Origin of the sequence: Flavobacterium sp. UBA7680, from assembly GCF_002482975.1 — a bacterium.
In the GTDB taxonomy this organism is placed as follows: Bacteria; Bacteroidota; Bacteroidia; order Flavobacteriales; family Flavobacteriaceae; genus Flavobacterium.
The window spans coordinates 1-14,470 of sequence record NZ_DLHA01000017.1 but is presented as its reverse complement, the minus strand read 5'-3'; the positions used below and the strand labels follow the sequence as shown (position 1 = coordinate 14,470).

10 protein-coding genes are annotated in these 14,470 nt (G+C 36.0%); 7 read left to right on the top strand and 3 right to left on the bottom strand.

The annotated features are described in order from the left end of the window. Positions 1-557 precede the first annotated feature (557 nt). Positions 558-920 (bottom strand): hypothetical protein, encoded by a 363-nt coding sequence (locus B3C18_RS02615; RefSeq protein WP_291141931.1) that lies wholly within the window; start codon positions 918-920, stop codon positions 558-560. Between the two features lie 99 nt (positions 921-1,019). On the opposite strand from B3C18_RS02615, the gene B3C18_RS02610 reads away from it, so the two are divergent. The 5 genes from B3C18_RS02610 (at position 1,020) to B3C18_RS02590 (ending at position 8,545) form a co-directional block, all read left to right on the top strand. Next, entirely contained in the window at positions 1,020-1,220 is a 201-nt protein-coding gene (locus B3C18_RS02610; protein WP_291141928.1) for a hypothetical protein, read from the top strand. Between the two features lie 195 nt (positions 1,221-1,415). Then, on the top strand, positions 1,416-3,773 hold the full coding sequence (locus B3C18_RS02605; protein ID WP_291141923.1) for a hypothetical protein: 2,358 nt from the start codon (positions 1,416-1,418) through the stop codon (positions 3,771-3,773). A gap of 142 nt (positions 3,774-3,915) precedes the next feature. Beyond that, the gene (locus B3C18_RS02600; protein WP_291141919.1) at positions 3,916-5,313 is read left to right on the top strand and encodes a hypothetical protein; all 1,398 of its coding nucleotides are present in this window, start codon (positions 3,916-3,918) and stop codon (positions 5,311-5,313) included. Positions 5,314-5,404: 91 nt separating this feature from the next. After that, on the top strand, positions 5,405-7,051 hold the full coding sequence (locus B3C18_RS02595; protein ID WP_291141916.1) for a hypothetical protein: 1,647 nt from the start codon (positions 5,405-5,407) through the stop codon (positions 7,049-7,051). A 192-nt stretch (positions 7,052-7,243) separates the two neighbouring features. Then, on the top strand, positions 7,244-8,545 hold the full coding sequence (locus B3C18_RS02590; RefSeq protein WP_291141913.1) for a peroxiredoxin family protein: 1,302 nt from the start codon (positions 7,244-7,246) through the stop codon (positions 8,543-8,545). A 980-nt stretch (positions 8,546-9,525) separates the two neighbouring features. On the opposite strand, the gene B3C18_RS02585 is transcribed toward B3C18_RS02590, so the two are convergent. Then, a complete protein-coding gene (locus B3C18_RS02585) occupies positions 9,526-10,041 on the bottom strand; it encodes a DUF2892 domain-containing protein (RefSeq protein ID WP_291141910.1) in 516 nt (171 codons plus the stop codon). A gap of 167 nt (positions 10,042-10,208) precedes the next feature. Here B3C18_RS02585 and rpmH point away from each other — a divergent pair, with 167 nt between their 5' ends. Together rpmH and carB are read left to right on the top strand one after the other, a co-directional pair. Further along, the gene (gene rpmH / locus B3C18_RS02580) at positions 10,209-10,370 is read left to right on the top strand and encodes a 50S ribosomal protein L34 (RefSeq protein ID WP_008464848.1); all 162 of its coding nucleotides are present in this window, start codon (positions 10,209-10,211) and stop codon (positions 10,368-10,370) included. 147 nt (positions 10,371-10,517) lie between these two features. Next, positions 10,518-13,373, top strand: coding sequence for a carbamoyl-phosphate synthase large subunit (gene carB, locus B3C18_RS02575; protein ID WP_291141907.1), 2,856 nt, complete (start codon positions 10,518-10,520; stop codon positions 13,371-13,373). 67 nt (positions 13,374-13,440) lie between these two features. On the opposite strand, the gene B3C18_RS02570 is transcribed toward carB, so the two are convergent. Beyond that, entirely contained in the window at positions 13,441-13,986 is a 546-nt protein-coding gene (locus B3C18_RS02570) for a DUF6252 family protein (RefSeq protein ID WP_291141904.1), read from the bottom strand. Between the last annotated feature and the right edge of the window lie 484 nt (positions 13,987-14,470).

The window sequence follows — 14,470 nt, the reverse complement described above, 5'->3', positions numbered from 1 at the left end:
TCCTCGCAAAGACATAAGATAAAAGTAATTTTTACCCTTCAGCGTGAAAAGGTTTTACAGATTTCTGTAATTAACCATACGCTTATATTTATTTATTGTGCAGAATTCTTAGGATCTACAATAATTCTATTTTCTATTAGATATTTGTAAATATTTGAAAACCTTTAAGTTATATTATTCATAAGAAAATAATTACAGAATTTTGTATCAGAAATTTGTTTATTACAGATTTCTGTATATATTTGGAGTATTATTTGCAAGAATTACAAAAAAATAGAGCTGTAATAAAAAAGAGTAAAGTCCTGATATAAAGCCCTATTTTAATGACTAATTTAAATAGTATAGCATTAAAATTTTTCCATCTCTAATTGGAATTTTTACCGCAGACAAGATGATTTCAATCCTGATCAGTTGAGTTTGCGGTTTTTTTTATTTTGTAGTGAAGGTGAATATAATTTATAAAGAATAGAAGAAAAACAGAGAAAGAAATATTTTAATTTTTTGTATCCGTTACTTTTAAAATTGATCAATATTTTAATCAAAGTTTTGAGATAAAATTAGCGCTTGGCATCCTTAAGAGCAGCTACCTCTTTGTTTAAAGACTTAATTTTTTCATTTTTCATTTCAATAATTTCAAGTCTTGCTTCGGCTAATTCTTTATAGTTTATATTAATTTCTACCCTGTTGTTTTTTAACATAGATCCTTCACCTGTTAAAAGCCAGTTTGCATCAATATCGGTATATTTCTGCAATAAATTCTGTATAGGAGTTATTCCTGCATTTGTTCTTAACTTACAGATTTCTGTAATTAAGGACGTACTTATATTTATTTCTTTCGCAAAGCTTTTAGGGTTCAATACAATTTTGTTTTCATAAAGGTATCTGTAAACATCTAAAAACCTTGTAGTTATGTCATTCATCAGAAAAAAATTACAGATTTTTGATTTTGTAAGCTTTATTATACAGATTTCTGTATATATTTGCATATTATTTATGCATTCAAAGATAAACTTTTTGTTATGACAATCGAACAAATTAAGGAAAAAACGCTGTATGGTGATTACACCTTACTTGGTCAGGTTATGGGCATTAAAGCCCCTGCAGCAAAAATGAGGTTCCTTCGTGGCGATGAAATCGCAAAAGAAACACTGATTAGAATAATTGAAAACCGAGAAGCTTTAATTGAAGAATTTCAAAAGAAAACAAATAAAGCATCCTAAATAAAATTTCTTAAAAGCAGTCCCTTTTTACCAGATCAAAAAGAAATTCTCCTAACTACATATTTGTCTTAATCTGTTATTTAAAAAACTTTAACAGGTAAAATACTATTTTTTTTTGAAACTAATTTTACACCTTTTTATCTCTTTTGAAAAGAGTGTATAATGAAGAATTCAATAATTACTAAATCAATTAAAATGAAAAAACTAGTATGTATGCTATTACTCATCCAAAGCGGATTTGTTATGGCACAAAAGGAAACTTTTGTTACCATAAACGGTAAAAAAGTACAAATGGACCCTAATTCTTTAAATACGGCAGATAATGGTTTAACGGCCAATGCCGGAAATGTGCAATTGGGCGGTGCTCTTTTAAAACCTACCACATTAACAACTACTGCAGCTAACACACTAACGATTGGAGGGCTTCAAACCGGAGCTTCTACAGATAATGTTTTGGTTGCCGATGCTAATGGAGTATTAAAATGGGTAACAAGAGCGTCATTAGGAGATAACTTAGGCAATCATACAGCTACTACTACTTTAAATATGAGTAATAATAGTATTTCAAATATTCATGATGCAATATTTAAAGACAGGGATGGAAATAACGCAATTACCTACTCTATTTATAAAGATACTGGGAATTTTGGGGTTTACAATGGTTCAAAATTAGGAAATGATTTAACTATAAATGAGACTACCAGAAAAACAACGTTATATAACATGGCTATTTCTTTAAGTACAGATGGTACTGCGCCAGCCGCAGGTTATGTAGCAACTTCTGCAGATGCAAGTGGTAATGTGGTTTGGAAAGCTGCTTCTGCTTTAGGAGTTGCTGGAGATAATTTAGGAAACCATATCGCAACTCAGGATTTAGATATGAGTTCGAAGAATATCAACAATATAAACACGGCAAAAATTAAATACGAAGCCGTTATATCTGATAGAGGAAACACTGCGCTTAAGGATTTTACTTTGTTTAAATCAAACGGAGTTTTTAATATCTGGAATGCTACAAAAAGTTCCTATCCTCTTAAAATAGATGAGAATTCAGATAAAACATCTGTTACAGCATTGGCAATTGCTAAAGGTACAGATGGTGCTGCCCCTGCCGCAGGTTATGTAGCAACTTCTGCAGATGCAAGCGGTAATGTGGTTTGGAAATCTGCTTCTTCTTTAACTGTTACGGGTGATAACTTAGGTAACCATACTGCAACTCAGGATCTTGAGATGTCAAACAAAAACATAAAAGATATTTTTAATGGATATATAAAAAATGATCTTCAAATTTTTGACAGAACAAGTTCAAATACAGATTATTTTAGTTTATATAAAAACAATGGAATATTTTCAATCTATAACCGTTCAAAATTATCAAACGATTTAACAATAAATGAAGCTAACAGAAGAACGACAATAAACAATCTGGCTATTCAGGCAGGAACAGATGGAAGTGTTCCGGCTGCCGGCTCAGTAGCAGTATCAGCAGATGCAAGTGGTAATGTGGTTTGGAAAGCTGTTTCTGCTTTAGGAGCTGGAGATAATTTAGGAAACCATACAGCAACAACAAATTTAAATATGAGCATTAAAAATATTAATAATATTTACAATGCTGATATCAAAAACACACTCCAAATATTTGACAGAGTACCTGAAAACACAAATGTTTTTGGTTTATATAAAAATAATGGAACATTTGGAATCTACAATAATTCGAAAGCAGGTAATGATTTAACTATTGACGAAGTAACCAGAAAAACAGGAGTAAACAACTTGTCTATCTACAGAGGAACTGATGGAAGTGTTCCGGCTGCCGGTTTGGTAGCGGTATCAGCAGACGGAAGTGGTAATGTGGTTTGGAAAGCTGCTTCTGCTTTAGGAGCTGGAGATAATTTAGGAAACCATACCGCAACTCAGGATTTAGAGATGAGTTCTAAGAATATCAACAATATAAATACGGCAAAAATTAAATACGAAGCCGTTATATCTGATAGAGGAAACACTGCGCTTAAGGATTTTACTATGTATAAATCAAACGGGGTTTTTAATATCTGGAATGCTACAAAAAATTCCAATTCTCTTAGAATAGATGAGAACTCAGATAAAACATCAGTGACTGCATTGGCAATTGCTAAAGGTACAGATGGTGCTGCCCCTGCTGCAGGATATATAGCAACTTCTGCAGATGGAAGTGGTAATGTAGTTTGGAAAGCACCGGCAGTTAGCAGTGTAATGGGAGTTAAAACAATTAGTACAAATTACACGGTATTAGATAGTGATTATACTATTATCGCATCTAAATTGACTGGCGACATTACAGTAACCCTTCCGGCTGCAGCAAGCAGTACAGGAAGAGTCTTGGTAATTGCTCAAAATAATGTGTCAAATGCCGCAGGTGCCGAAGTTACCGTTAAATTTAATGTCCCTGTAGTTTATTCAGATACATTTAGTGCAAGCGAAATTACTGCGCCTTACTATTCTGCTACAGGCGGAACTCTTAAAATTACTTTACAGTCAGATCAAACGAACTGGCGTGTAGTTTCTTCTCTTTAATACTCACTTTTTTTAGAGACCAGAGCGAATCAAATACAGATTATATCCATATGAAAATATGTTTTGTAATCTGTTATGCATTGACTCGCGGTCTCTGTCAATGAACAGTTTCAAAATTTAAAACAACTTAACACATTATATAATGAAGAAAAATCTATTTTATTCATGGCTAATGTTTGCAGCCATATTATTTACGGCCAACATACAGGCCCAAATGACCGTAGGGGGTAAAAAAGCTCCTGAGCCTTTCTCAGTGCTTGAACTGCTTAACAAAGGCGGACTTCGACTGCCACAAATGACAACTGCTCAGCGTGACGCATTTGCAGTAAAAAATACAGATAAAGGTAACGGGCTTACCATTTATAACAGCGACACCAAGTGTGTGGAATATTGGAACGCATCGCGCTGGATAAGTATGTGTGATGGTACATCGCAGACTACAATAAGCCCGCAGCCTTGTGTAAGTGTAGCTGCCGATGGAACAGGCTGTAATCAAAAATTTGATATTACAGATCCCGATTGTCTTAACGGGCCATTTAATATCAGCATTGTAGCAGGTTCAGAATATGCAACATTAGACGCAGATAATACAAACGGAACTTTTAAAATTAATTTTAACGTAAATGAGTCTGTAAACATACGTACTGTATTAGTGCGTGTTACAAGTACCTGTACTAATTTATACAAAGATTTTTTATTTTCTCAAAATGGTGTAGACTGTAGTTCAATGCCGTATGCCGTGCCATCCATAACAGCGTCTGGAACAACTTTATGTACAGGCGGTTCTGTATATTTATCAGTTCCGGCCAATACGGCTAATCTTGATAAATTAATCTGGGCCCGTAATGGTATTGAAGTAGCCCGAGGCGTTAATTACTATGTTGCTACGCAAAAAGGAAAATACAACATTTCGATGGGTGCTGTAGGCTGTAATACAAACGCAGCAAACGAAAAAAACATTACAGAATCTGGTACTGTGGCACCAACTGCTATCTTAGCATTAGCTTCTAATGACGGAGTATTGTGCGGTACAAATTCAGTTACACTTTCGGCATCAGTAACTACAGGAAGTGTAGTTTGGTTTCATAATGGAGTAGAAGAAAAATCAGGCTCGACAGTCAGCATTAGCGGAGACAGCAGTGTTGGCGAATGGTTTGCAGCGGTAAAAAGCGGAAGCTGTTATTCAAATCAATCGAACACGATTCAGGTAAAAAAAGGTGCAGGATCAGGACAAATCACTATTGTTGATGCCGATATATTAGTAAACGGAAAACCGTTAAATACTTTTACATCATTCTGTGCAGGCGGGAGCTTGGATTTAAGTGTCGCCAATAAACAAAACGGAATTACGTATGCTTGGTACAATGGTAATGATGCCATAACGGTTAATCCTTATATAGTACCAAGTTCTCAAACTACCATGTCACTGCGTATGATTGCTACTGATAACACCGGAGCAAAATGTCCTGCAGAAGCACATGTGTTAGAAAAAAAACATTACAACAGGAAATACTCCCGGACAGCCAAGCATTACGGGTAAAACCATACTTTGTGACGGAAGTACAGATTTAACAATTGTACCGGCAGCAGCAGGAACTTACACGTATACCTGGTACAAGGATAATGTAAAAATGAGCCAGACTGCCCAAACCATTACAGTTTCAGAAGGCGGACTTTACAACGCAGCTGTTACCAATACAACAGGCTGTACCAGTACAATGGCGGTAAAAACAGTATCATCAACGGTATCAAGTTTACCGGTGGTTTCATGGGTTTCTAATCCTGCAACGGCAACATTTGGAGCAAAAGTTACACTACAGGCATCGGGTACATTCAACCCTACATCTTATACATGGGCAGCTAACAATGGTGCGACTGTAAGCGGTTCTGGAGCTAGTGCAGCTGTACAGCTTCCGGCTAGCGGAGCTGAAGGACTGAAAGTTACAGTGACCGTAATAGCTGAAAACGAATGCGGCAAGTCTGTTTCGTTGACGCATGAAATTACTATGAACAGTGCATGTCCTACACCTGTGGTTACGGCGCAATCTAGTACGGCGCAAAATACTACAGCGGGTAGTGCAGTAACATTATCAGTATCTGTAACAAATGCTGTTCAGGCTACTTATCAATGGTTTAGCAGTCCATCTGGGGCATCTATAAGTGGTGCAACTTCGGCTTCATACTTATATACACCTTCGGGTGCGGGAACCGCTAGTTTTTACTGTGTTGTAAAAAACGGCTGTACAGGTAACCCAACGGGAAATTCTCATGTATTTGCAGTTACTGCAGCAGCTAATCCGGAGAATATAGCGGCAGGAAATGGTACTTTAAGCGGAAGAACTTGTTTTGATATTGCACAAACCGAAGGAGGAGATACTTGTGGTACATTAAGCTCTCGTTTATCTCAGCAGGCAGATTTTACTAAATCAAATATAAACACACAGATTTACACTTTTACTCCACAAGGTTCTGTAAGTAATGTTCATTTTCAATATGTAGAAAAATCGGGATATAAGGGTGAGATTGTCAGTAACTTTGAACCTAATGGTTATACAGTAAAAGTAACATATCAAACAACATTAAGTGGTCCGCAAGGAAAAGCTAAAGGTTTATCAACTGCAAATGCTGCATATGTGACTATATATGCTATTTTTAATGATGGGACCGGTGCGGAAAAAACAGTAAAACTAAAAGCAGAAATAAAAGACTGTATGTGCTGCGGTGCAAAAGTCAGCGATACAGAGTGGAGAGCCTTTATGTGTCATAATTTAGGGACTGACCAGTCTTTAGATCCATTTGACTATACTAACCCGGATTTATATAAAACTAATTATTATCAATGGGGATCAAAAGATCCTATCTCTCTTGTTCCAGGAACGACGGTTGGTTGGATTGCCGTTAGACCTGCAGGTATGTGGAGCAATCCAAAAAATACAACTAATGATCCCTGCGATCCCGGTTATCGTGTACCTACCAAAGCAGAATGGGAGGCAGTAATTAAATACAATACTTTAACTTATAAAGGGGTAGCTGGAGCCTTAAAAGGAGGGTTGCAAATAGGTACTTCATTATTTCTTCCTTCTGAGGGTAATTTCTTTACTGCTGATGTTATAACCAGCCCTCTGAAACCTTCTGGTAATCTTTTTTACTCGAGTACAGATGTTTACTCATCTACACAATATTACTTTTATTCTGGAGGAGGAAATTCTGCTATTTCGCCTTTACCAAAAGGAGAACAACGCTACGCATTTCCAGTACGTTGTATATCAGAGAAATAAATCTTAGAAGCAAGAACTGCTTTCAGGATGAAATAAAACTTTAATGGAGGTGATATTTAATCGCCTCAATTATACAATATTTAAAAGTAAGATTACCAAAAGAACCGCTGCGCTTTTCATTTCCTGCTCACAAGCAGGAATGAAGGGCGTTTTGGTATTTAATAAAATTTTAAATCAATCATAAAACAAAACATGAAACATATATTATTGCAAGGTCTTGCTGTTTTTGGCATGCTGACTTCGGTACATTCACAAACCATAAACATTAATTTTTCTCATTATGGCGGAAAACAATATGTTTATGTACTCGAAAGAGGCAGTAAAAAAGACACTATTATTACCGGAACACTCGACACCTCGGGTAAAGCGGTGCTGGTTATTCCGCAAGCAAAAAAAGGATATGCCGGCATTTCGCATTTTATGCTTACAGATGGCGGCGGCATGGATTTTATTGTAAACAAGGAAAATTTCTCTATTTCCTGCCTCGAAGAACAGCCCAATTTTGAGAACACCAAATACGAAGGCTCGCCCGAGAATGATTTTTTAAATCGAAAAATAGAGCAGCAAAAAGTAATTCTGGACAAAGTGGGTTTTGTGCAGTATGGTCTTAATTTGTATAAAAAGGAAGAGCCGTTATTTACTGCTTTTCAAAAAGAAAATGAAAACCTGCAGCAGCAGTTTACGGCACTCAGCAACGAAACCGCAAAAAGTACTTTATATGCAGCGCGTTTTATAGAAATATACCGTTTTTTAATGGGCATAGGCAGCACCTTTAACCAGCCCGAAGAAGAAAAAGCAAAAGAGTTAAACCTTTTTGTAAAAGAAAAACTCGATATGCAGGCGCTTTACAACAGCGGTTTCTGGAATCAGGGAATAGAAGGCTGGGTCAATTTACAGCAAACGATAATTAAAGACGATGCTGTTTTACTGACAGATACCAAACAAATCCTCTCACGTATAAAAAGCAATGAAATCTATACGGCTTTTACAGAAAAAATAGTAGCAGTTTTTACCAAAGAAGGAAAAGACGATTTAGTAGATGCCATAAGTCAGTATGCTTCAAAATCCGGAAGACTGGAAAAGCCAAGTAAGAAATTAGCAAATACGATTAATGCTCCGGTAATTGGCGGTTCGGCGCCCGCTTTGCAGACAGCTTCGGGCAAAAAAACAATCAATAAAAAAACGTTATTATTCTTTTACGAATCGGGCTGCAATAACTGCGAAAACGAAATTCACCAGTTATTAGGCAATTACGAAATCGTAAAAAACAAAGGCTACGAAATCATAAGCGTAGCCGCAGACATGACCAAAGATGCCGCAGACCACAATCACGAACTCCCATGGAAGGAACAATTATGCGACTATAAAGGTTTCGCAGGCCCAAACTTCCAAACCTACGCCATAATAGGAACCCCAACTTTTTTTACTATTGATGAAAAAGGTAAAATCACAGGTAAATATGCGAGACTTGTGGATACTGATATTTTGAAATAGTTAACAATTAATAATTGATAATTAATAATTGTTTTGTCACCCTGAGCGAAGTCGAAGGGCGCAAAGTAGCTCCGCAAAGAAATTCGACAAAGTATGTCGCCAATCTTTGTCGAATTTCTAGTGCGATTTCTCCCTTCGGTCGAAATGACAACCGGTACTGTTAATTCCTAACTTAATCTTTGTCGAGTTTCTTTCGTGTCCTTCGACTTCGCTCAGGATGACAAACTGTACGGTTACAGAATCTTCATCCAATCTTGTCATTGCGAGGAACGAAGCGACCGCACTAACAAGAAGCAGCTTTGGTAATAAACTAAGTGAGATTGCTTCGTTCCTCGCAAAGACAAACGGTGTGGTTAACATTATCGGTGTCACCCTGAGCGAAGTCGAAGGGCGCAAAGTAACTCCGTAATATAATTATGAGTTATTTTTGTCATTCCGAGGAACGAGGAATCGCACTAGAAATTCGACAAAGATTGGCGACATACTTTGTCGAATTTCTAGTGCGATTTCTCCCTTCGGTCGAAATGACAAACGGTACTGTTAATTCCTAACTTAATCTTTGTCGAGTTACTTGGTGTCCTTCGACTTCGCTCAGGATGACAAACTGTACGGTTACAGAATCTTTATCCAATCTTGCCATTGCTAGGAACGAAGCAACCGCACTAACAAAGAACAACTTTAGTAATAAACTTAATGAGATTGCTTCGTTCCTCGCAAAGACAAACGGTGTGGTTAACATTATCGGTGTCACCCTGAGCGAAGTCGAAGGGCGCAAAGTAACTCCGCAATATTACTCAGACCCGACAGGTTTTTAAAACCTGTCGGGTCTCTTTGCGTTAAAACGGTGCGGTTATAGAATCTTTGTCGAGTTTCTTGCGTGTCCTTCGACTTCGCTCAGGATGACAAACCAGACTAAAATAAAAAAATCCCAAACTCTTTTTGGAATTTGGGATTTTAAAATATTGTAATTTAAAGAAAATTTAAATTTTCTTCATTTGTTCTTTCATCATTGAGATTTGCTCTTTCAGCATTCCTTGTTTGTCTAATTTTTTAGCTTCGGCTAATAAATTAGTAGCTTCCAGTTTTCTGCGGCGTGACATTGCAACTCCTGCAAGGTTTAATTTTGCAACGGCAAGATCCATATCCATTGATAGTCCAAGTTCGATAGCTTTTTTGAAATGTTTCTCAGCCTGGATCAAATTAGTCTGCGAAAGCATGATACCGTGAAGGTAATTAAAATAACCTTGTTGTTTTCTTACTAACGCTGTTTCTGGATTTTTGATGTATGCCAGCCATTTTTTAGCACCTTCGAAGTCTTGTTTTCTCAATTTAAGAAAGGCTAAAAGGATAAATTCATTTTTAAAATAAAGAAAAATAGGAATTGCAGACAATAATATAAGGAAGATACCATTACCGGTTTCTTTATCTATAATTTGCCAAACGCCAGCTATAATAAGAAGTCCGGCTAAAATAAGTTTGATAATTTTATTAAACATAATTCATGTAAATTTGTGATTGCAAATATAGTAAAATGAATTAAAAATATTTTTATAAAACTACTTGCCAGAAAAAAAAGTCTTTGTATATTTGCACTCGGTTTTTGAGCAACAGTATTCAAAAACAGAAAAAGAGATAATAGACACCATTTTAAAGATACAAAGCAATGAGCAAAAGAACATTTCAACCATCGAAAAGAAAAAGAAGAAATAAGCACGGATTTATGGACAGAATGGCTTCTGCGAATGGAAGAAAAGTTCTAGCGCGTAGAAGAGCAAAAGGAAGACATAAATTGACTGTTTCTAGCGAGCCTAGACACAAAAAATAATGTTTGTATAAACATACATAAGGCGATTACTTTTTTAGTATCGCCTTTTTTTATACCTTGTCGGTAAAAATTTTCTCAACATTCTAGTTTTTAGTACACTAAGAATGTTTTTTAAAATACTTATATAACTACACAATACATACAAAAATGCCTAAAGACACATCAATTAAATCAGTTTTAATAATAGGTTCGGGACCTATTGTTATTGGTCAAGCTTGCGAATTCGATTATGCGGGATCTCAATCTGCACGTTCGATTCGTGAAGAAGGAATTGAAGTTATCTTGATTAACTCCAATCCAGCGACAATTATGACCGACCCCTCTATGGCCGATCATATTTATTTGAAACCTTTAACTACTAAATCGATTATTGAAATTCTGAAGGAGCACCCGCAAATTGATGCAGTTTTGCCAACAATGGGAGGGCAGACCGCTTTGAACTTGTGTCTGGAAGCTGAAGAAAAAGGAATTTGGCAGGATTTCGGAGTAAGATTAATAGGAGTTGATGTAAACGCAATTAATATTACCGAAGACAGAGAGCAGTTTAAACAGCTTTTAGAAAGAATAAATGTACCAACTGCACCTGCAAAAACAGCTACTTCATATTTAGAAGGAAAAGAAATTGCACAGGAATTTGGTTTTCCGCTTGTAATTCGTCCATCGTTTACACTAGGAGGAACGGGAGCTGCAGTAGTTTACAAAAAAGAAGATTTTGATGAGCTTTTAACACGCGGACTTGAAGCGTCTCCAATTCATGAAGTTTTAATTGATAAAGCTTTAATGGGATGGAAAGAGTACGAGTTAGAGCTTTTAAGAGATAAAAACGACAATGTTGTAATTATCTGTTCGATCGAAAATATGGATCCAATGGGAATCCACACTGGAGATTCGATTACAGTTGCGCCGGCAATGACATTATCAGACACAACTTTCCAAAAATTACGTGACTACGCTATCTTAATGATGAGAAGTATCGGAAATTTTGCCGGAGGATGTAACGTACAATTCGCAGTTTCGCCAGATGATAAAGAAGATATCGTAGCGATCGAGATTAACCCTCGTGTATCTCGTTCTTCTGCATTAGCATCAAAAGCAACAGGTTACCCAATTGCAAAAATTGCTTCTAAACTGGCTTTAGGATACAATTTAGATGAATTACAAAACCAAATTACAAAATCAACTTCGGCTCTTTTTGAACCAACTTTAGATTATGTAATCGTAAAAATACCACGTTGGAACTTCGATAAATTTGAAGGATCTGACAGAACTTTAGGTCTTCAGATGAAATCTGTAGGTGAAGTTATGGGAATTGGACGTTCTTTTCAAGAGGCACTTCACAAAGCAACCCAATCTTTAGAAATTAAAAGAAACGGTTTAGGAGCTGACGGAAAAGGATACAAAGATTACGAGCAGATTATCGAAAAGCTTACATATGCAAGCTGGGACAGAGTTTTTGTAATTTATGATGCCATCGCAATGGGAATTCCGTTGAGCCGCATTCATGAAATTACAAGAATCGATATGTGGTTCTTAAAACAATACGAAGAACTTTATGTTCTGGAAAAAGAAATTTCAAACTATAAAATTTCAACCCTTCCTAAAGAATTATTGCTTGAAGCCAAACAAAAAGGTTTTGCCGACAGACAAATCGCGCACATGATGAATTGTCTGGAAAGTGAAGTACATTCTTTACGTATGGAAAAAAACATCAACCGTGTATTTAAACTGGTTGATACTTGTGCGGCTGAGTTTAAAGCAAAAACACCTTATTACTACTCTACTTTTGAGGCAGAAATCGAAAAAGCAAACGGAGAACGTTATGTAGAAAACGAAAGTGTCCTGACAGATAAAAAGAAAGTTATCGTTCTAGGTTCCGGACCAAACAGAATTGGACAAGGAATTGAGTTCGATTACTCTTGTGTACACGGAGTTTTAGCAGCAAAAGAATGCGGTTACGAAACGATCATGATCAACTGTAATCCTGAAACAGTTTCAACAGATTTTGACACTGCTGATAAATTATACTTCGAACCAGTTTTCTGGGAACATATTTATGACATCATCCAACACGAGAAACCAGAAGGTGTAATCGTTCAGCTTGGTGGTCAGACGGCTCTTAAATTAGCGGATAAATTATCTAAATATGGTGTAAAAATCATCGGAACTAGTTTTGATGCACTTGATTTAGCTGAAGACAGAGGAAGATTCTCAGATTTATTGACAGAATTACATATTCCTTTCCCAAGATTCGGAATCGCTGAAACGGCAGACGAAGCTTCAAAATTAGCTGATACTTTAGATTTCCCGCTTTTAATTCGTCCTTCTTATGTATTAGGAGGTCAGGGAATGAAAATTGTAATCAACAAAAAAGAGCTTGAAGAGCACGTTATCGACTTGTTGAAAACAATTCCAGGAAACAAATTATTACTAGATCACTATTTAGCCGGAGCAATTGAAGCTGAAGCGGATGCGATTTGTGATGCTGACGGAAATGTATACATCATAGGAATTATGGAGCATATCGAACCTTGCGGAGTTCACTCTGGAGATAGTAATGCAACATTGCCTCCTTTTAACTTAGGAGAATTCGTAATGCAGCAAATTAAAGATCATACATATAAAATTGCGAGAGCTTTAAAGACTGTTGGTTTAATCAACATTCAGTTTGCGATTAAAGATGATACAGTTTATATTATCGAAGCAAATCCAAGAGCTTCAAGAACGGTTCCGTTTATTGCAAAAGCTTACGGAGAACCTTATGTAAACTACGCTACAAAAGTAATGTTAGGTCATAATAAAGTAACCGACTTTGATTTCAATCCACAATTAAAAGGATATGCAATCAAACAACCGGTTTTCTCTTTCAGTAAATTCCCGAACGTAAACAAAGCGTTAGGGCCAGAAATGAAATCAACAGGAGAAAGCATCTTGTTTATTGATGACTTAAAAGATGATCAATTCTACGAATTGTACTCTAGAAGAAAAATGTATTTGAGTAAATAATCTCAGATTCTATTATAAAAAAAAGCTCCCATTAAAGGAGCTTTTTTTATATAGAAATATATCAGGATTATTTCTCTACTACATCATATCTGTAGCTAAAAGTACCGTCAGTTACTTTTGTTGTAACAGGGTTAGTAGCGCTAATTGGTTCATCATCATCATCTACACAATTAAATGAAAATGTTCCGGTTACTTTTTTAGCAGTTAAGTCAATTGCTGTAATTGATACTGAACCATTAACAGGATATTGACTTTTTCCTTTAGTGTTGAACGAGATTTCAACTTGTGTTTTTGAAGCGTCAAATGTATTTTTTGTTATAGGGTATGTCCCAACTTTTAGATCACTTCTCTTAATGTAAAGTCTAATTTCATCTACAAAATTTTTGTTTCTTCCTTGTAAAAGAATATATTCTTCTGCCGGATACATATCAAATAATGTTTTTGTAGCATAATCTGAACCAAACGGATTTTGCATTTCCCATAATGTACCATCAACTTTTGCTGTCATTGCAAATTTTGATGTTTCTGGGTCTTCCGGGTTTTCGCTGTTATCGCTTGAACAGCTGTTTAATGCTAAAAGTAAAAATAGAAAAAGGATTTTTGGTGTTTTCATTAATGGTATTTGTTATATTAAGAAGTAAATGTAAATGAATTTATTTTAACATTTAATTTGTAAGATTAGAAAAAATGTATATTATACATTAAAAAAAACTCCATTGAAAATTGAAGCTTTTTTACTTTGCGCATAAGACGTACTGCTGTGCGTCTCTACGATATGTTTTGTGTATTTGTTGTCGAATAAAATATATTCATCTCAATTTTCCGTAGAGGCGCACAGCAGTGCGTCTACGTCCAGTATTCACGCGTGTTTTGAAATATACTTTGCACATAAGACGCACTGCTGTGCGTCTCTACGATATGCTTTGTGTATTTGTTTGTCGAATAAAATATATTCATCCCAATTTTCCGTAGAGGCGCACAGCAGTGCGTCTACGTCCAGTATTCACGTGTGTTTTGAAATATACTTTGCACATAAGGCGCACTGCTGTACATCTCTACGATATGCTTTGTGTATTTGTTTGTCGAATAAAATATAT

What these genes read in the sequence shown, in the direction of transcription:
- B3C18_RS02615 (WP_291141931.1), bottom strand. Translation starts at nt 920, where the DNA reads ATGAATGACATAACTACAAGGTTTTTAGATGTTTACAGATACCTTTAT.
- B3C18_RS02610 (WP_291141928.1), top strand. Translation starts at nt 1,020, where the DNA reads ATGACAATCGAACAAATTAAGGAAAAAACGCTGTATGGTGATTACACC.
- B3C18_RS02605 (WP_291141923.1), top strand. Translation starts at nt 1,416, where the DNA reads ATGAAAAAACTAGTATGTATGCTATTACTCATCCAAAGCGGATTTGTT.
- B3C18_RS02600 (WP_291141919.1), top strand. Translation starts at nt 3,916, where the DNA reads ATGAAGAAAAATCTATTTTATTCATGGCTAATGTTTGCAGCCATATTA.
- B3C18_RS02595 (WP_291141916.1), top strand. Translation starts at nt 5,405, where the DNA reads ATGAGCCAGACTGCCCAAACCATTACAGTTTCAGAAGGCGGACTTTAC.
- B3C18_RS02590 (WP_291141913.1), top strand. Translation starts at nt 7,244, where the DNA reads ATGAAACATATATTATTGCAAGGTCTTGCTGTTTTTGGCATGCTGACT.
- B3C18_RS02585 (WP_291141910.1), bottom strand. Translation starts at nt 10,041, where the DNA reads ATGTTTAATAAAATTATCAAACTTATTTTAGCCGGACTTCTTATTATA.
- rpmH (WP_008464848.1), top strand. Translation starts at nt 10,209, where the DNA reads ATGAGCAAAAGAACATTTCAACCATCGAAAAGAAAAAGAAGAAATAAG.
- carB (WP_291141907.1), top strand. Translation starts at nt 10,518, where the DNA reads ATGCCTAAAGACACATCAATTAAATCAGTTTTAATAATAGGTTCGGGA.
- B3C18_RS02570 (WP_291141904.1), bottom strand. Translation starts at nt 13,986, where the DNA reads ATGAAAACACCAAAAATCCTTTTTCTATTTTTACTTTTAGCATTAAAC.